Consider the following 17469-nt stretch of genomic DNA (forward strand, 5'->3'; position numbering starts at 1 on the left):
GAAATTTAGGTTGGATATCATTCTACAAATTCTTATACTCATCAGTATAGGACTCGCTGCAGGAACAGTCGGATCATTGATTGGTTTAGGCGGAGGAATTATTATTGTTCCAATGCTACTTAATATTGATCACTTTTTATCCGCTTTTTCGACTGTGCCAATTCATGTTGCAGTTGGAACTTCACTGATTACAATTGTGTTTTCTTCGCTTTCATCCACCCTTTCGTATCATAAGCAAAAACGAATCGATTATAAGAGTGGCATTTTATTTTTAATAGGTAGTGTTCCTGGTAGCTTACTAGGTACTTACATCAATTCGCTTTTAAATACTGAGCGGTTTACTTTATTTTTTGGGATATTTTTAATCTGTATATCAGTCTTTCTATTTGTTTCTGCAAAATTAAATAGAAAATCAAAGGAATTACATAAGGGTATTATACGAACATTTACAAATGATGAAGGCGAGGCATATACATATAGCTATAGTCTTCCATTGGCGATTTCATTGTCTATTTGTATCGGGATCATCTCAGGTTTATTTGGAATTGGTGGAGGAATATTGTTAGTACCAATGATGGCGTTTTTATTCGGTTTTCCACCTCAGTTAGCTGTAGCGACTTCAATGTTTGTCGTTATGTTTACGACACTTGGAAGCTCAATTTCATACATCACATTAGGAGAAGTAAATTTCTATTACATTCTTTTACTTATTCCTGGCGCATGGTTTGGTGGGAAAATTGGAGCGTATATTAATCAAAAATTAAAAACTGAAACAATCGCATTAATTTTAAGGTTAGTCGTGTTATTTTATGGCATAAAATTAATTATAGAAAATATTTAAAAAAAGGATGGTGGAACAATGGAAACAAATCAATCTATAAATATTCGGTTGTTCCATACAAATGACATTCACAGCCACTTCGAAACGTGGCCAACAATTGTCGGTTTGTTGAAGTCTAAAAGAGAATTAGCCAAAGGAAAAGGGGAGGCCACACTTACTTTTGATATTGGTGATTTCGTTGATCGATTTCATCCAATCTCTGAGGCCACTTTAGGAAAGGGTAATGTGAAACTTTTAAATGATGCAAAGTTTGATGCAATTACAATAGGTAATAATGAAGGAATTACCTTATCTAAAGGTGAGTTGTTAAATCTTTACGAAGATGCAAAGTTTGATGTATTAGTTGGTAATTTAGCCATTACAGATGAAGGTAGCGAGAGTATCAGCAAGCCTTTTGAAATATATGAAAAAAATGGAGTAAAGCTAGGAGTAATTGGATTAACAGTCGCTTATCCTGTGTTTTATGAAACTTTAGGATGGAGTATAAAAGATCCGTTTGACATGTTAAATAGCATCCTTCCAATTGTCAAAGCGCAATCTGACATTGTCATAATACTTTCTCATTTAGGTATGAGAGACGATCAGAGAATTGCTGAACAATTTTCAGGAGTCGATATTATCTTAGGCGCACATACTCACCATCTATTTCCAAATGGGGAGTATGCTGGTGAAACTTTACTTTGTGGAACAGGTAAACACGGTAACTATTTAGGCGAGGTTTTAATTACTGTAAATAAAGAGACGAAAAGTATAATGAATACTGAAGCTTCAGTTACTGAAGTTCATACAGTCCCTAAAGATTACCAAGATGAAGTGACGAAACTCATGCTGGCTAATTTAATGAGATTAAGTGAAGAAATTTTAAGTGAACCAGTGACACATCTACCGAGTGACATGCATGTGAATTGGTTTAAAGATAGTCCATTGCTGAAATTATTAGCGAATGCACTTCGCCAATGGACAAAATCAGATATCAGTATATTAAATTCGGGTATTTTACTTGATGGCTTATCGCATGGACTTGTTACAAAGGGTGACATTCATCGAATATGCCCACATCCTATTAATCCTTGTGTTGTTAATTTGTCTGGTAAGGAATTACTAGATGTTTTAAATCGTTGTGAAGATAAAGAGTTGACTCATTTGAAGATGAAAGGTTTTGGATTTAGAGGTAAAGTAATTGGAAAAATGGTTTACGATGGAATCACTTTTGTTAAAAGGGATAAGAAAAGACATTTTTATCAAGAAGAATTATTTATTAATGGAGAAATGTTAGATTTAAGCCGAATGTATACGATCGGAACTTTGGATTTATTTACGTTTGGCCATTTAATTCCTACAATTCGTGATGCTAGTCATAAAAGATTTTTTATGCCTGAATTTATTCGTGACGTGTTATTTGGGGCTTTAAAAAGTGTCTAAAATTTATCAAGTTTAGACAGGTTTCACTTTTGTTTTTTTCTCATATTTTAGAATGAGAAAGGAGCGTTGAACTTGATCAATTTAAGCCCAATTAAAATAGATAATCATACATTTAATGCTGTTACGGTTTTACTTCCAAAAACTACATTATTAGTCGTTATGAATGATAAGGGATATATTATGTGCGGAGCATTAGATGTAGCTTTATTAAATGAAAAATTGCGCGACCGTCAAATTATTGCAGGCCGAGCAGTTGGTGTAAAAACAATAGAAGAATTATTAAATGCGCCTTTAGAGTCTATCACTGTTGAAGCAGAAAAATTAGGTATTCAAAAAGGAATGATTGGAAAAGACGCATTATTAAAGATGATATAAAATAAGCCACTAAATTTTTTTAGTGGCTTCATTTGTAAACGAATGCCCTAAAAAATCGATTATTACAATGTATTAACTGTAATGAAGAACCATATATTTAATTAAAAAATTGTTGAAGGAGAAAACAATGAGAGTTGTTGAAGCATCAACACTTGTTCCAGGTACGATCTTAGGAATGCCGGTTTATACTGAACATGGAAAAATGATCGTAAATGCAAATATTCCTTTAACAGAAGAGATGATTAAGCAAATACATAAATTAGCTGCTCCATTTGTTTTAGTACATGCTCAATTATCAGAACGTTTAACGGAAGAGAAAGTATCAAATAAACTTCGCATTGAAATCACGAAAAAAATAGAAGATGCTTTTGTTAAATTAATTAGCGAAGATTTATATTTAAGATGTCTATCTTTAGAAAAAAACGAATCTAGGCTTAAAGAAATTATAAAGTCACTGCATAATGAATTATGGCAACAGAATGATGTTTTATCTTTATTAGCTGACTTAATACTATATGACGAGTGTATCTTTAGACATTCACTGAATGTAGCTATGTATTCTATAGGAATTGGAACGATTTTAGATTTAAGTAAAATCCAGCTTAATTTACTTGGATTAGGTGCACTTTTACATGATATTGGGAAGATGGTCATACCAAAAAAGATTTTAAATAAACGCGACCGTTTAACTGAAGAAGAATATTCGTACATTAAACAACATACCATTGCTGGATACGATATACTACGACAAGTACCTACTATTCATCCGGTAATTGCAGACTGTGCATTACAGCATCATGAGAGGATCAATGGGAGCGGGTATCCAAAAGGAATATTTGGTGAGGAAATGCATCTTTTTTCAAAGATTATTGGGATTGCCGACTTTTTTGATGCTGTAACTTCAAATCGAGTTTATCGACAAGCAATGCTTCCGCATGAAGGATTAACATTATTAAATAGTGGAAGTGATAAATTATTTGATGCTAGATTAGTCAGCATTTTTAATGATCTACTAACCATTTATCCAACGGGATTATACGTAAAATTGAGTGATGGTAGACGCGGAATTGTTTTCAGGCAAAATGATGTTTCTACAGATCGTCCAGTTGTACGGATATTTGAAGAAAACGGAAGAAAGGTAAGTACTCCTTATGAAGTGAATCTTTATAATGAGTTAAAATTAGAGATTATCGAGTGTGATCAAACAATAAAACAAAGCATTTATTAATAAATGACAGAAATTACTGAGGCATCTTTTTTATTGTTTTTGTACAAATCCATTAAGAATGAACAAGCAATGACATGCATACCCATTAGTAAGGGGGCATGGATACGATGAAAAGATTTAAGTACAGACGTGTTCCAAAAAATAAATTTTTTGTTTCAAAAAGAAAATCTTTTGGCGGATATAAAACTGGTTCAACTCAAATAACAGAATCAATTCGTAATATATTTCCAAATAAATATGTAGTTATTAGTATTGTTTTACTATTTTTTTCCTTTTATGCTTTTTGGCAAATTGATAAAATTTTCACCCCGACCATTTTGAAATATTCTGAGAAACAAACAAGACGAATTGCATCCCTAGTCATAAACGAAGCATATGAATCAGCCTCTAAGGAATTAAAGAGTCAGGATATTATCATTCGGGATGTCGATGAAAATGGGAAAGCAGTAATTAGTACAAATACATACTTAATTAATAAAATAATTGGTTCCACTACTCAGCACGTTGAAGAAAATATACGTAGAGTTGAAAATGGAGATATATCATTTTTATCTTTATCAAAATCAGAAATGAACAAAATGAAGGCAGATCATGATGGACTTTATTTAAAAGTACCGATTGGAGTCGTTACAAATACAGTATTACTAGGAAAACTTGGACCTACTATACCAGTTCGTTTTTCTGTAGTCGGTGATGCAGTGGCAAATGTTACACAGGAAGTTAAGCCATTTGGGTTTGATAATTCTGTAGTCGAAATTATTATGAATGTAGAAGTAAATATGAATGTAATTATCCCGTTTAGTACGAAATCAACAAAGGTGAAAGTACAAGTCCCAATTGCTACTGAAATCATCGATGGAGAAGTTCCTAGTTATATTCCATTTACTCCAAATACTCAACAAACCATACCACAAACTCCATCAACAACAAACGGAAAAAAATAAATTTAAAAATAGAGCAGACTAACTTAGTACACCAGTATAAATTAGTCTGCTTTTTTATTTTACATTACTCAACTACTCCTTTGGCTTCGCCTAAAAACTCGGAAATCGACGAGTTTTTTTATTTGTTTCTATCTTGACGCTCCCAAAGACTTAATCTTGGATAAGGATCAAAAGACCACTCTGCGTAACCATTGTCTTTGTATATACCATAGTGTAAATGCGGAGGGAATTTTCCAGATGTCCCTGGAGGTCCGTAACCAGTACTTCCAACATAACCGATGAGTGTTCCTGGCTCTACTACTTGCCCTCTTTGAATGTCTTTGTTAAAGCCCCCTAGATGAGCGTAGTAATGATAATTATTATTTAAGTCTCGAATTCCGATTCTCCATCCTCCAATGCGATTCCAGCCCTTTGTTTCAATAATTCCATAGCATGTGGACCTTACAGGAGTACCATAATTTGCAAATATATCAGTACCTTCATGAACTCTTCGTCCGCCAAAGCTTCGAGGGGCACCCCATGTACTTCGATAACTATGTGTACTGTGAATTGGTAATGGGAACGCATTACCTTCTATATTTAACTTTCCGTAATACTGATATAAACGGGCATATTCATCGATAATATCAACAGTTATTGCTCTTTGGTAGTAATCCCATAGCATCATTCGGATATATTGCCTGGATGGCCCATAGAAATGTAATCGATGAATGAAAGTGTATAGAATATCCTCATCATCTTCTAGTGAAGCTTTTCCATCACTATTTCCATCTAAACCAATTCCGCTAAATAAATGGATTGTAGGGGCGTATGTGTCTTTCTTAACCGGATTTGAAAGCCCGCTCCAATCCTCTGGCTTGATATAAATTGAGAGGACACCATTTTCGCGCTTTGGTATATCGTTTCTTACACTGCGGACATTGCGTTCATAGGTATCGATCGCAGCAAAGTAATACCAAGGAATAAAGGTTAGTGTTTCACCTTTTTTATATAAGGCCATTCGTTCTTTATTAAGCTGAGCTTGATCAATTTCTTCTGCATTTGTAAATGATGGCACAATGAACATAACCACCATACTAAAGAGTACAATTATTTTTTTCAAAACCATCATCCTTTAAATTGATTTACATATATAGTTTGGTTAAAGAAGCAACTTTCATAAATGGAAATTATAGGGATAATCAAACGAAAGTTTTTCATATCCGTGAAAAATGTAGTAATATATAAACTATTGGAAGAAAAAAATGAAATATGTCGTAAACGATAAACGTTGGAGGAATTTCAAATGGCATCAAAAAAGGAAGAATATTTAAGAAAGCCTGAATGGCTAAAAATAAAATTAAACACAAATGAATCTTACACAGAATTAAAGAAAATGATGCGCTCAAAAAATCTTCACACTGTTTGTGAAGAAGCTCGTTGTCCAAATATCCATGAATGTTGGGCAGTAAGAAAAACAGCTACATTTATGATTTTAGGTGCGGTTTGTACTCGTGCATGTCGTTTTTGTGCAGTTAAAACTGGTTTACCAACTGAGCTTGATCTACAAGAACCAGTTCGTGTTGCTGAATCAGTAACACAAATGAACTTAAAGCACGTAGTAATTACAGCGGTTGCTCGTGATGACTTAAGAGACGGTGGAGCAGCTGTATTTGCAGAAACTGTTAGAGAAGTTAGAAAAGCAAATCCATTTACTACTATTGAAGTTTTACCGTCTGATATGGGTGGGAAATTTGAAAACCTTAAAATGCTAATGGATGCAAAACCAGATATTATGAACCATAATATTGAAACAGTAAGAGAATTAACACCACGTGTTCGTGCAAGAGCTACGTATGAAAGATCACTAGAATTTTTACGTAGAGCAAAAGAAATTAACCCTAGCATCCCTACAAAATCAAGCATCATGCTTGGTTTAGGTGAAACAAATGAGCAAATTTACGAAGCTATGGATGATTTACGTGCAGCAGGTGTAAATATCATTACATTAGGTCAATATTTACAACCAACGAAAACTCATTTATCTGTAAAAAAATACTATACTCCTGACGAGTTTGCAGCGCTAAAAGAAGTTGCATTAGGAAAAGGATTCTCACACTGTGAGGCTGGTCCTCTAGTTCGTTCATCATACCATGCTGACGAACAAGTTGAAGCTGCTAAGCAAGCATAATAAAAAAGCAAAAAGCACTAGCCCATGCTAGTGCTTTTATTTTTTATTTTGAAATCTGATCAAAATGCATGCTTTGTTTATCCACATCAAAACCTTGAGCTAAATCTTGTATTTGTTGCTCTAATTGACCATCATTAAGTTGACCATATTTATTTAGGTCCTCAATATTATTAATATTTTTTATCGAATTTGAAGTAAAGATATGATAGTAACTAGGAAGCGCTGATTGTGCTGTTTTTTCAACTTGCTTTCTAGCTAGTTTTTTATCACCATCAGATCGATAAGCAATCAATACCTCTTGGTCTGTAACTAGTGTAGCAGCATCGTCTATATCAGGAAGCTTTACAACTAAATAAGAAATGAATTTTGATACTTCTTGTTTATCAATTGTTAATGTATATTCACCATCTTTACCTAAAACATCTTGCTTTTGTAGTCTAGAAAAGCCATAATCTTTGTAAGAGTTATTTGACATTTTAGCATTTACATCGCCTAAATCCATCGGCTTTGTATTCAATTGTTTAGGTGTTGGATTTGATCGATGTTCATTTTTATATGTTACGTCCTCATAATCGAACTGTCTCGAATGACTTGGACCGAATGAACATCCTGTTAATAAAAATAAGGTTAATAAACAAACTAAATATTTACGCATATTAAATACCACCTTTTAATAATCATTGTAAAATTAGTATGCCAAAATATTGGTTACATATTTATGGGAGTAAAAGGAAGGAGAATACAAATTGGTTTGCATACAGAATATTTGCTATGAAGTAGTTGAAGATTACCGTGAAGGATTCAATGAAGAAGCCTTTAAAGCGAGATATGCAGAAATCCTTTCAAAGTATGATTACATTGTTGGGGATTGGGGCTATGAGCAACTAAGACTTAGAGGATTTTTTGATGATTCTCAAAAAAATGTTCCATATGATTCAAAAATAAGTACATTACGTGAATATATTTATGAGTACTGTAATTTTGGATGTAAATATTTTGTAGTTAAGAAAGTAAAAAATTAAATGATGGGTAACCCCATTTTTTCAGACTGCCCGCCAAACGCTTGCAATCAGTCTGAAATCAAGTTTATATAACTTTGTTTATATACCGAAATGATAGGGGAACCTATCATTTTTTTGTTTGTAAAGGGGATCACCAGAAAGTTGTCTGATCTTTATCATAAACAAATTTTGTGGATAAAATGTTTTTTGATTTTTTGAAACAATAAAAACCTTGTGGATAAGTTTGAATCTTTCAACAAGAATGTGAATAACTAAAGACTTAATCACACAAAAAAGTGGACAACTCTTTAGTTATCCACTTTTTTTCAGATTATTTAGTAAAAATAAATTATTTATCCACAGGAACGAAAAATTAGAAAATAATTTCACTAAGGAAATCTAATAATTCAGCAGCCTTTTCTTCAGATATTCCGAAAGCAAATTCTAAGTAACCTTCTTCTTTTAAATCATCCGAACCAATAATTGCAAATCGATTACTTTGCATATCCATAATCATAACTTTGCCATAATGACGATCAGAGTATACTAAAGCAAGATCATGTCTTTGCTCTTCTCCCATAAAGCTTACAAAGCGAGTCTTTGCTTGAATAGTGTCATCATATAAGAAAAAACGTTCTGACATTTTTTTATTCCTCCATTATACTAAAATAAGATTTGGCTTGTATCCTAAATGGTGATGAGCTTTAATATGTCGCACAGTTTTTGTTTTACTTCTCATTACAATTGAATGAGTTTCGACTAAGTCTCCACCTAAGAAAGTAACACCTTCAAGTAATTCACCTGAAGTAACACCTGTAGCTGCAAAAATTGCATCGTCACCTTTTACTAAATCATTTAATGTTAATAATTGTCTTGGGTTATTAAGACCCATATCCATACAACGTAGTTCTTCTTCTTTATTCATTGGTACTAATCGAGCTTGCATGTCACCGCCAAGGGCTTTTATCGCTGCAGCGGCTATAACCCCTTCTGGTGCGCCTCCAGTACCTACAAAGAGATCGATTCCTGTTTGAGGTAATGCTGTAGCTATAACAGCACCAACATCTCCATCACCGAATAATTTAACTCGAGCACCTTTTTCACGAATTCGTTCAATGATTTCCTCATGACGAGGACGTTCTTGAATAATTACCGTTAAATCTTGTACACGTTTATTGTTTGCTTCAGCAATAATATCTATTGTTTTTTCAATCGGATCATCTAATGATATTTTACCTGCAGCACGAGGACCTACAGCTATTTTTTCCATATACATGTCAGGTGCATGTAGTAAGTTACCTTTATCAGAAATTGCGATTACTGCCATTGCATTTGCATGGCCTTTTGCAAGGATATTTGTTCCCTCAAGAGGATCGACTGCAATGTCTACCTCTGGTCCATTACCAGTTCCCAATTTCTCACCTATATAAAGCATTGGTGCCTCATCGAGTTCACCTTCACCAATTACTACAGTACCCGCCATATTCACTGAATCAAACATCGAACGCATTGCAGAAGTAGCAGCGTCATCAGCTTCATTTTTCTTACCGCGTCCCATCCAATGCGCAGAGGCAAGGGCAGCTGCTTCAGTAACTCTTACAATCTCAAGTGCTAATTCACGCTCCAAAAGTCCAACCCCCAGAAAAATATTCACCTATATAATATAACAAAAATCGTTAAGAAACGCTTTCATTTGTCGATTTTTTTCGAATTTAGCTATAAAATAAATATAAGTCCATAAAATGTAGAAGATAGAATTGAGAAGGAAGTGTACATATGTACTTTGTAAATCGTCAAAACATATTAGATCGAATTGAAATATTAAATTCAATGCTTGAATTTTATGCGTCAAACAGCCATCCAAAAAATAAGCTAGAAGAACTAGCTTTGGAAAGAATGACACATCTTTTGATAGACAGTATGTTAGATATTGGAAATACAATGATTGATGGCTTTATAATGAGGGACCCAGGAAGTTATGATGATATTGTTGATATTCTAATGGATGAAAAAGTTATAACTGCATCAATTGGGGAATCAATAAAAAAATTAATTCCAATTCGAAAACATTTATTACAGGATTACACATCTTCAATTACAGAAAAAATAGTGACGACATTAAGCGAAAATATAGAAGCATATAAGGAATTTCCGGTTTCGGTTCAAGCTTTTCTTGATAAAGAACTAGGAGTAATTAATGCTTTTAGTAGTGATGAGGAAAAATAATCTTAATTTTTCTATGAAAAAATTGATACTAATGCTGTTTTCATGTCTTACCGAGTGGGACAGCTTGACTAGTAAGGAGTGGCAATATGAAACAATATAAAGGATACTTAATCGATCTAGATGGAACTATGTATCGTGGTGAGGAGCAAATTGAGGAAGCTAGTCTTTTTATTAAGGCTCTAAAGGAAAAAAATATTCCATATCTATTTGTAACAAATAATTCTACACGTAGACCAGAACAAGTTGCTGATAAACTTAATTCCTTTAATATACCAACTACAAAAGAACAGGTCTTTACAACAAGTAATGCCACAGCAAATTACATAAAAGAACAAAAGGCAGATGCTACTGTTTATATGATAGGTGAAGAGGGCTTACAGTATGCCTTAGAAGAAGTTGGCTTAACAATTAAAGATGAAAACCCTGATTTTGTAATTAGTGGTTTAGATCGAAGTATTAATTATGAGAAATTAGCAAAGGCTTGTATAGCTGTAAGAAATGGCGCGACATTTATTTCTACTAATGGCGATATAGCGATACCGACTGAACGAGGTTTATTACCTGGTAATGGTTCACTAACATCTGTTATAGCCGTATCTACTACAGTAAAACCAATTTTCATTGGAAAACCTGAATCAATTATTATGGAGCAAGCATTAAAAGTTCTTGGTGTTGCAAAAGAGGACACATTAATGATTGGTGATTATTATGATACAGACATCATGGCTGGGATTAATACTGGTGTTGACACATTAATTGTTCATACTGGTGTTACGACTAAAGATATGTTGTCAAATTACGAAACACAGCCAACTTATTCAGTTGACTCATTAGAAGAGTGGATTAAATATATTTAAGGAAACTATCTAGACTAGAAAAAACCCCACAAGTAATTAATTTACTTGTGGGGTATTTGTGTTATTTCAAATGAAAAAGAGGTCTCAAATGTAGATTCACTTATGAGACCACTCTTTTTTATTCATCTTCAGCTTTAATTTGATCAGCCTTTTTATGTGCGGCACGATGCGCAAGTCGGCTAGATGCAGCAGCTGCAATCGCTCCAACAATATCATCTAAAAATGTATTTACTAAGCCTGTTGATTTATCATTTAATCGTTCTAAAATTCCAGGTTTTAATTTATCGATGTAACCGTAATTCGTGAATCCAATTGAACCATATACATTTACAATTGATAAGGCAATTATTTCATCAATTCCATAAAGGCCTTCATCTTTTTTGATAATAGCCAACAAAGGCTCCTGTAGTTTATCTTGCTCTGCCAAAATATCTAATTCAATACCAGTAATGATGGCGTTTTGTATCTCACGTTTTGTCAAGACCCTCTGTACATTGTGTTTACACTCATCCAAAGATAAATTTTCATGATATTTATTCTGTAAAAAGAAAACTAAATCCGCAATGTCATCGAGCGTAACACCTCTTTTTTCTAATAACGATAATGCAGTCTTTTCTAAATCGTGATTTAAATATTCCATTTCATCACCTTTTCCTTATCGATTGATTTAATTACTATAAAAATAACTAAAATGGAGATTTCATAAAATAAGTAAAACTTTTACTATAAATTATTTTTAAGAAATAAGAGGATTAATTATATATGATTCGATATCGAACATAATTCCCCTTTATAAAAAAAGCTAAAACATAGTAAAAAATTTATTACTTATGTCTTATTTGCTAATCTACTTGCCTTCATATTTTTGGAAAGTACAGTTCAGGAGATTAACCCCCTGCGTAAAATGCTTGTAGAGGCTGACCAACCTGCCTCCACATTTCGTGATGTCTAGTTCCGGCGGATAGCCCCTCGAGGTCATAAGTCAAAAAAAGCAACTTTTCTTGGCCTTTGTCTTATGCTTGTCGGGGCTGACCAACCCGCCTCCACTTTTCGTATATACTACGTCATTCTCTCCTTTTTTGTGTATGGCCATTCGGGTTTATATATGGAAAGTGAAAAAGTAGGGTACAGGTTTTTGGATTTGTGACATATATATTAATAAGTAGTTATAAGAAGGATGTGAGTGATGATGTTTATTCGCAACCAAAACATCATTCAAGACATGTTTACTCATTATCAAATTCAACCAGCTGAATTACTTCAAGTCCAGTCATATTACATGTTTTGGCAGCGGAATAGGGTGTATTTTCTTGCTCCTATTGGAAATTTAAAAGAAGATGATTTGCAAGAAATGAAGAGTTTAAGTGATTTTATGAGCTCAACTGGAGATCAATCGGTCGCAACCTTTGTTCAAAATGTTCAAGGGTACTATGTGAGTAAGATTGATGGAAATAATTATTCTTTATTTAAGAGTAACAGACAAAATGAACGCAGTAATAATAAAGGTGAAGAACTAGCAATTTTTCATTTAAGAGGGAAAAAATATTCAGATGAATTGAAAAGATTAAATAGGATTGGGAAATGGAAGAATTTATGGGAAAAACGTTTAGAGCAATTAGAAAGATTTTGGCAAAGTAAAGTGAATAGCCATCCTGAAAATTTTTTCGAACAAATATTTATTGAATCTTTTCCCTATTATCTCGGAATGACTGAAAATGCGATTCAATATGTTGTAGACACTGAATTAGATGATACTCCTCAAGTTGTTGATGCAGCAACAATTTGTCATCAAAAAATGACTGAACGAAGACAGAAAGAAATTCATTTTGCAAAAGTACCGATTGAATGGATTTATGATCATCCAAGCAGAGACCTTGCTGAATGGGTTAGGGATGAATATTTAGAGAATCATGAAAATTATCAAAAGAAAATCCTTTCATTCTTTTATGGTTATGAAAAGAAAAGTCCATTATCTACTTTTGCGTGGCGTTTGTTATTTGCAAGACTTCTTTTTCCAGTACATTACTTTGAAACAATCGAAGGATATTATTTGGCAAGGAGCGATGCGGATCGGAAAAGGTATGAACGTAAGTTAGTTAATTATCTTGAAAACACTAGTGAGTTTGAAGCTTTTTTAGGTGGGTTTTATGATTTAATCGGATTACCAACTGCTAAGTTAGGGATTAGAGAAATTAAATGGCTAAAATAAAAGAGAGGGTTTTATACCCTCTCTTTTAGTATTGAAAATATATTAGAATACTTGCTCTACCTCAATTACACCAGGTACTTCTTCTAATAAAGCTCGCTCAATACCAGCTTTTAATGTAATAGTTGAACTTGGGCAGCTACCACATGCACCTAAAAGGCGAAGTTTAACAATTCCATCCTCAATATCAACTAAATCAACGTCTCCACCATCGCGTAGTAAAAACGGTCTTAATTTATCTAAAACTTCTTGTACTTGTTCTTTCATGTCCATTCATATCGACTCCTTTCACTAATTTTATTATAATCAGTTAAGAGGAAAAAATCTATTACAGAGTACTTTGTGTGTTTGAAATTATTTTTGGACACACTCTTATTGTATGCTAGGAGGAGAAAATGAGTAATAAAATTTTAGTGGAAGTTTTTGGAGCTGAAGTAATATGTGCAAGTTGTGTAGGAATGCCATCATCAATTGAAACTTTTGAATGGCTTCAAGCTGCACTTCAAAGAAAATATCCTGACTTAGCCTTTGATTTTCAATACATTGATATATTTAATGTAGAAAATAATGAAAAAGAAGATTTCGCTGAACGAGTTAGAAATGATGAGTTTTTCTATCCGGTAGTACTAGTAAATGGAAATGTTGTTGGTGAAGGTAATCCAAAATTAAAAGATGTTTATAACGCTATTGAACTATAATGAATTAAAACCCCTTACATGAATTTAAGGGGTTTTTACGCTGTTGAAAAAAACCCGTCAATTAAATTCCAAATTTTCGTAAAAGGAGTAGAGTGATGTTGATTTCCACTACAAGATGCTCGCTTTCCATGGGGCGAGATTCTTTAGCCTCCTCGGCAAGCCTGCGGGGTCTCAGCCTTCCCGCATACCCCATAGGAGTCGAGCACCCCTTTCGTTCCAATCAACTTATTCATCAAAAAAAGTCTGCAATAAATCCTAATCAAATAGCCTTTACTTAGAGTAACTTAACTGTTGTATATTAGTCAGCTTGTAGGCCAATTAATTTCGAACATTATTTAAATAAAAAATTGAATTTGTTTTTCCAAAAATTAGCTCTTAATATTTTTAACTTTTGAAATAAATCATTACTAGTGTTATTGGAATCAAATAGCTCAAATATACTAACATTTAAAACCATTAATAGATCATCCAAAAAAAATAATTCATCATTAAATAAATGTTCATTTAATGGCCGTTTTTCCTATTGACCATTTTATATTTCAACAATCTGAAAACCCCTTACAAAAATGTAAGTGGTTCAGACTGTTGACAAACGCTCGCTTTCTTCGTTGCTTCGCCTGTCTGCGGTGCTCATTACCGTCTAGGGTAACTCCGCTCCTCACCAGACTTCGCGCCTCGAAAGACAAGCGCTTGCAATCAGTCTGAAACTCAAGTTTTTTGGACTTTGTCTACACACTGAACCCCTTACAAAAATGTAAGAGGTATTAATTGATTATAAATTGCTTTTTGTTGGGTGCTTATTGTAATTGATTCTTTTCCAAAAAAATTAAAATGTTTTAATAAAATTCACTATTTTATGTAAAATGCTGAAGATTTACATGATAGAATAGAATTGTAAAACAAATAAATTGCAATTTTTGGCATATATATAGAATTGGGAGGAGGGGTGGAATGGTTGCAATTAGTTTATTTGTAATTGGAGTTTTATTAATTATCATCGAAATGTTTTCATTAACCTTTGTATTCTTATGGATTGGTATTGCGAGCATTCTAGCATCAGTTGTAAATTATTTAACAGGATCCAACACCTTTACTTTTATCGTTTTTGTTATTAGTGCACTAATTTTATGGCTTAGTACAAAGAAATTTGCAAAAAGAATCCACCAGCAAAAAACGATTGAAAATGGAGTATATGCATTAATTGGTAAAGAGCTCGTTGTAGCTTCTGTTGAATTAGAGGATGATACAGTAGGAACAGCTAAAGTTTATGGAGATGAATGGACAATCCGTTCAACAGAACCTTTATTATTAAATGAAAAGGTAATTGTAACAAAAATAGAAGGTGCAACTTTATACGTGAAAAATAACTAATTGAGGAGAAGTGTTATGTCTGATGTAAGTTCTATGGTTGGTCCAATTATTATTGGTATTATTGTTTTATTCGTTGTGTTACTTTTGTTATCAAGTATTCGTATTGTTAGACAATCTGAAGTATATCTTGTCGAACGATTAGGGAAATTCCATCGTAAATTAGAGAGTGGAATCCACGTTGTAATGCCATTTGTTGAACGTGTAGCTAGTAAAAAAACATTGCGTGAGACTGTAGTAGATTTTCCACCACAATCGATGATTACAAAAGATAATGTTAGTATCCAAGTAGACTCTGTTGTCTTTTATCAAGTAACTGATGTTGTACGTCATGAGTACGAAATTGCTAATCCACTGTCTGCGATTTCCAATTTGACTGCTACTACATTACGTAACTTAATAGGGGAATTAGATTTAGATGAAACTTTAACAAGTCGTGATACAGTTAATAATAAACTCCGTGCAATTCTTGACCAAGCAACTGATAAATGGGGCATGAAGGTTAATCGTGTAGAGATCCGAAATATTATTCCACCTGTTGATATACAAAATGCGATGGAGCGACAAATGCAAGCAGAACGTACACGTCGTGAAAAAGTATTAAATGCACAAGGTGAAAAAGAATCAAAAATCCTGAAAGCGGAAGGAGAAAAGCAATCAAAAATTCTTGAAGCAGAAGGGGAACGTTTAAGCCAAGTTGAAAAAGCTCGAGGAGATAAAGATTCTCAAGTTTTACGCGCTGAAGGGGAAGCGGAAGCAATCATTAAACTTGCCGAAGCGAAAGCTAAAGGGGAACAAGTTGTGTTAGATGTTTGGAGAAATGCAGAGCCAACTAAAGAAATGGTTCAATTGCGTTCAATGGAAGCTTTAGAAAAAGTAGCTTATGGTCATGCATCAAAACTTGTTATTCCGACAGACGCTACAAAGCTTTTAGGAATGGTTGAAAGTGTAAAAGAAGTTATTAAATCTGACAAAACAGAATAAAAAAAGGCCCTTTAACAATTAAGTTAAGGGGCTTTTTTGCATATAAGTATAGCTAAAAAGATAATTTAATCATCAACCGTTATGGTATTTATACATCCATAAGATTCCAGACTTAATTAATCTTGGAACACGTCCGATTAGTGGGCGTTCATTGAATAGTCCAAAACCATGTTTTTTACCTAATGAGCCCATAATACCTTTTAATTTTATTTTAGGCATTTCTTCTGGAAGGTCTTCACCTTTCCATTTCTTTTGTAAAATCATAACGATTTGTTCTGCTTGAGCTTCAGCAAGCTGTGCAGAAGGTGCATATGGTAATGATGCACAATCTCCCACTACATAAACATGCTCGTCGTTTGGCATGTGATGATATTTAGTTACAACGATTCTTCCTGTATTGTCTTTTTCTACGTCTAAATTGCGGACAACTTCAACTGGTTGAATTCCCGCTGTCCAAATAACAGCGTCACAATGAATTTCATCATCATGGTTAAATAAAGTATTTTTCTCAACTTTTGTAATGTTTGAATTGCTAACAATTTTTACATCGTGCTCAATAAACCAGTTTTGTACATAATAACTAAGTTTTTCTGGAAACATTGATAAAATTCGGCTTCCACGATCAAAAAGTAAAATTTGTAAATCGCTTCTACTTTCTCTTAATTCACTAGCTACTTCTACACCACTTAAACCAGCACCTACAACACCGATTACTGAATTAGGAGGTAGACTGTTTACATTTTCATAAGCGTTTCTTGTTTTTTCAATTGTTTGAATACTATAGGTATGTTCTGGTGCACCAGGTACATTATGGTATTTATCCTCACAACCTAAACCGATAATCAAATCATCATAAGAAACTGATTTTCCATTGCTTAATTCTACTTTCTTGTTTGCCGTATCAATTGTAGTAATATCTCCATATACCACCTTTAATTTCTCATGAGTTGGTATTGGTATTCTAATATGTTGCTCTGGAACCGTACCTGCAACTAATGCATAATACTCAGTTTTAAAGCAATGAAAAGAATTTCGATCAATCAATGTGATATGAACATCCTCAGGTAAATCAGATGTTAATAGACGTGACAAAGCACGAATATTTCCATATCCGGCACCTAGTAATACGAGGTTTTTCATAGTTGATGT

At 33.5% G+C, this 17469-nt stretch carries 20 protein-coding genes; 13 read left to right on the forward strand and 7 right to left on the reverse strand.

Going from position 1 to position 17469, the window contains the following annotated elements:
• Positions 1-19 precede the first annotated feature (19 nt).
• The 5 genes from ACFWM3_RS03920 (at position 20) to yunB (ending at position 4810) form a co-directional block, all read left to right on the forward strand.
• Positions 20-841 carry a sulfite exporter TauE/SafE family protein gene (locus ACFWM3_RS03920; RefSeq protein WP_056469030.1) on the forward strand — a complete coding sequence of 274 codons (822 nt, stop codon included), beginning with the start codon at positions 20-22 and terminating at the stop codon, positions 839-841.
• 18 nt (positions 842-859) lie between these two features.
• On the forward strand, positions 860-2263 hold the full coding sequence (locus ACFWM3_RS03925) for a bifunctional metallophosphatase/5'-nucleotidase (protein WP_390310340.1): 1404 nt from the start codon (positions 860-862) through the stop codon (positions 2261-2263).
• 72 nt (positions 2264-2335) lie between these two features.
• Positions 2336-2638 carry a YunC family protein gene (locus tag ACFWM3_RS03930; protein WP_056468738.1) on the forward strand — a complete coding sequence of 101 codons (303 nt, stop codon included), beginning with the start codon at positions 2336-2338 and terminating at the stop codon, positions 2636-2638.
• Positions 2639-2765: 127 nt separating this feature from the next.
• Complete coding sequence (locus ACFWM3_RS03935) at positions 2766-3866, forward strand: HD-GYP domain-containing protein (RefSeq protein ID WP_390310341.1); 1101 nt, start codon at positions 2766-2768, stop codon at positions 3864-3866.
• A 107-nt stretch (positions 3867-3973) separates the two neighbouring features.
• Positions 3974-4810, forward strand: a complete 837-nt coding sequence (yunB, locus tag ACFWM3_RS03940) for a sporulation protein YunB (protein WP_390310342.1) — start codon at positions 3974-3976, stop codon at positions 4808-4810.
• A gap of 118 nt (positions 4811-4928) precedes the next feature.
• On the opposite strand, the gene ACFWM3_RS03945 is transcribed toward yunB, so the two are convergent.
• Complete coding sequence (locus ACFWM3_RS03945) at positions 4929-5918, reverse strand: M23 family metallopeptidase (protein WP_056468729.1); 990 nt, start codon at positions 5916-5918, stop codon at positions 4929-4931.
• Positions 5919-6095: 177 nt separating this feature from the next.
• On the opposite strand from ACFWM3_RS03945, the gene lipA reads away from it, so the two are divergent.
• On the forward strand, positions 6096-6980 hold the full coding sequence (lipA, locus tag ACFWM3_RS03950; RefSeq protein ID WP_056468726.1) for a lipoyl synthase: 885 nt from the start codon (positions 6096-6098) through the stop codon (positions 6978-6980).
• A gap of 43 nt (positions 6981-7023) precedes the next feature.
• Here the strand turns inward: lipA and ACFWM3_RS03955 are convergent, their stop codons facing one another.
• Positions 7024-7635 (reverse strand): YhcN/YlaJ family sporulation lipoprotein, encoded by a 612-nt coding sequence (locus tag ACFWM3_RS03955; protein WP_056468723.1) that lies wholly within the window; start codon positions 7633-7635, stop codon positions 7024-7026.
• 91 nt (positions 7636-7726) lie between these two features.
• Between ACFWM3_RS03955 and ACFWM3_RS03960 the strand changes: the two genes are divergently transcribed.
• A complete protein-coding gene (locus tag ACFWM3_RS03960) occupies positions 7727-8002 on the forward strand; it encodes a YutD family protein (RefSeq protein WP_056468720.1) in 276 nt (91 codons plus the stop codon).
• A gap of 352 nt (positions 8003-8354) precedes the next feature.
• Here the strand turns inward: ACFWM3_RS03960 and ACFWM3_RS03965 are convergent, their stop codons facing one another.
• Positions 8355-8624 carry a DUF3055 domain-containing protein gene (locus ACFWM3_RS03965; protein WP_025672291.1) on the reverse strand — a complete coding sequence of 90 codons (270 nt, stop codon included), beginning with the start codon at positions 8622-8624 and terminating at the stop codon, positions 8355-8357.
• Positions 8625-8639: 15 nt separating this feature from the next.
• Positions 8640-9608: a class II fructose-bisphosphatase gene (gene glpX, locus ACFWM3_RS03970; RefSeq protein WP_056468716.1), complete on the reverse strand. Its 969-nt coding sequence runs from the start codon at positions 9606-9608 to the stop codon at positions 8640-8642.
• A gap of 149 nt (positions 9609-9757) precedes the next feature.
• On the opposite strand from glpX, the gene ACFWM3_RS03975 reads away from it, so the two are divergent.
• Both ACFWM3_RS03975 and ACFWM3_RS03980 read left to right on the forward strand, forming a co-directional pair.
• Positions 9758-10207, forward strand: coding sequence for a DUF86 domain-containing protein (locus ACFWM3_RS03975; protein WP_056468712.1), 450 nt, complete (start codon positions 9758-9760; stop codon positions 10205-10207).
• A gap of 86 nt (positions 10208-10293) precedes the next feature.
• Positions 10294-11064 (forward strand): TIGR01457 family HAD-type hydrolase, encoded by a 771-nt coding sequence (locus ACFWM3_RS03980; protein WP_056468709.1) that lies wholly within the window; start codon positions 10294-10296, stop codon positions 11062-11064.
• A gap of 118 nt (positions 11065-11182) precedes the next feature.
• On the opposite strand, the gene ACFWM3_RS03985 is transcribed toward ACFWM3_RS03980, so the two are convergent.
• Complete coding sequence (locus ACFWM3_RS03985) at positions 11183-11704, reverse strand: phosphatidylglycerophosphatase A family protein (RefSeq protein WP_056468706.1); 522 nt, start codon at positions 11702-11704, stop codon at positions 11183-11185.
• 570 nt (positions 11705-12274) lie between these two features.
• Here ACFWM3_RS03985 and yutH point away from each other — a divergent pair.
• Positions 12275-13273: a spore coat putative kinase YutH gene (gene yutH, locus ACFWM3_RS03990; RefSeq protein WP_390310385.1), complete on the forward strand. Its 999-nt coding sequence runs from the start codon at positions 12275-12277 to the stop codon at positions 13271-13273.
• Between the two features lie 42 nt (positions 13274-13315).
• Here yutH and ACFWM3_RS03995 read toward each other — a convergent pair whose 3' ends face one another.
• Positions 13316-13543, reverse strand: a complete 228-nt coding sequence (locus ACFWM3_RS03995; protein WP_025671774.1) for a NifU family protein — start codon at positions 13541-13543, stop codon at positions 13316-13318.
• Positions 13544-13665: 122 nt separating this feature from the next.
• On the opposite strand from ACFWM3_RS03995, the gene ACFWM3_RS04000 reads away from it, so the two are divergent.
• The 3 genes from ACFWM3_RS04000 to ACFWM3_RS04010 all read left to right on the forward strand — a co-directional run bounded on the left by ACFWM3_RS04000 (position 13666) and on the right by ACFWM3_RS04010 (position 16320).
• Positions 13666-13968: a DUF1462 family protein gene (locus ACFWM3_RS04000; protein ID WP_049819759.1), complete on the forward strand. Its 303-nt coding sequence runs from the start codon at positions 13666-13668 to the stop codon at positions 13966-13968.
• 951 nt (positions 13969-14919) lie between these two features.
• A complete protein-coding gene (locus ACFWM3_RS04005; RefSeq protein ID WP_056468704.1) occupies positions 14920-15339 on the forward strand; it encodes an NfeD family protein in 420 nt (139 codons plus the stop codon).
• A 15-nt stretch (positions 15340-15354) separates the two neighbouring features.
• Positions 15355-16320 (forward strand): SPFH domain-containing protein, encoded by a 966-nt coding sequence (locus ACFWM3_RS04010; RefSeq protein WP_390310346.1) that lies wholly within the window; start codon positions 15355-15357, stop codon positions 16318-16320.
• Between the two features lie 72 nt (positions 16321-16392).
• Here the strand turns inward: ACFWM3_RS04010 and ACFWM3_RS04015 are convergent, their stop codons facing one another.
• A complete protein-coding gene (locus tag ACFWM3_RS04015; RefSeq protein ID WP_056468701.1) occupies positions 16393-17460 on the reverse strand; it encodes an NAD(P)/FAD-dependent oxidoreductase in 1068 nt (355 codons plus the stop codon).
• Positions 17461-17469 lie beyond the last annotated feature (9 nt).

Origin of the sequence: Gottfriedia sp. NPDC058432 (assembly GCF_042721555.1) — a bacterium.
GTDB lineage: Bacteria > Bacillota > Bacilli > Bacillales > Bacillaceae_G > Gottfriedia.

Excerpts from the sequence above, each read along its gene's own strand:
- ACFWM3_RS03925 (WP_390310340.1), top strand. The coding sequence starts at position 860 with ATGGAAACAAATCAATCTATAAATATTCGGTTGTTCCATACAAATGAC.
- ACFWM3_RS03935 (WP_390310341.1), top strand. The coding sequence starts at position 2,766 with ATGAGAGTTGTTGAAGCATCAACACTTGTTCCAGGTACGATCTTAGGA.
- yunB (WP_390310342.1), top strand. The coding sequence starts at position 3,974 with ATGAAAAGATTTAAGTACAGACGTGTTCCAAAAAATAAATTTTTTGTT.
- ACFWM3_RS03945 (WP_056468729.1), bottom strand. The coding sequence starts at position 5,918 with ATGGTTTTGAAAAAAATAATTGTACTCTTTAGTATGGTGGTTATGTTC.
- lipA (WP_056468726.1), top strand. The coding sequence starts at position 6,096 with ATGGCATCAAAAAAGGAAGAATATTTAAGAAAGCCTGAATGGCTAAAA.
- ACFWM3_RS03955 (WP_056468723.1), bottom strand. The coding sequence starts at position 7,635 with ATGCGTAAATATTTAGTTTGTTTATTAACCTTATTTTTATTAACAGGA.
- ACFWM3_RS03965 (WP_025672291.1), bottom strand. The coding sequence starts at position 8,624 with ATGTCAGAACGTTTTTTCTTATATGATGACACTATTCAAGCAAAGACT.
- ACFWM3_RS03975 (WP_056468712.1), top strand. The coding sequence starts at position 9,758 with ATGTACTTTGTAAATCGTCAAAACATATTAGATCGAATTGAAATATTA.
- ACFWM3_RS03980 (WP_056468709.1), top strand. The coding sequence starts at position 10,294 with ATGAAACAATATAAAGGATACTTAATCGATCTAGATGGAACTATGTAT.
- ACFWM3_RS03985 (WP_056468706.1), bottom strand. The coding sequence starts at position 11,704 with ATGGAATATTTAAATCACGATTTAGAAAAGACTGCATTATCGTTATTA.
- ACFWM3_RS03995 (WP_025671774.1), bottom strand. The coding sequence starts at position 13,543 with ATGGACATGAAAGAACAAGTACAAGAAGTTTTAGATAAATTAAGACCG.
- ACFWM3_RS04000 (WP_049819759.1), top strand. The coding sequence starts at position 13,666 with ATGAGTAATAAAATTTTAGTGGAAGTTTTTGGAGCTGAAGTAATATGT.
- ACFWM3_RS04005 (WP_056468704.1), top strand. The coding sequence starts at position 14,920 with ATGGTTGCAATTAGTTTATTTGTAATTGGAGTTTTATTAATTATCATC.
- ACFWM3_RS04010 (WP_390310346.1), top strand. The coding sequence starts at position 15,355 with ATGTCTGATGTAAGTTCTATGGTTGGTCCAATTATTATTGGTATTATT.
- ACFWM3_RS04015 (WP_056468701.1), bottom strand. The coding sequence starts at position 17,460 with ATGAAAAACCTCGTATTACTAGGTGCCGGATATGGAAATATTCGTGCT.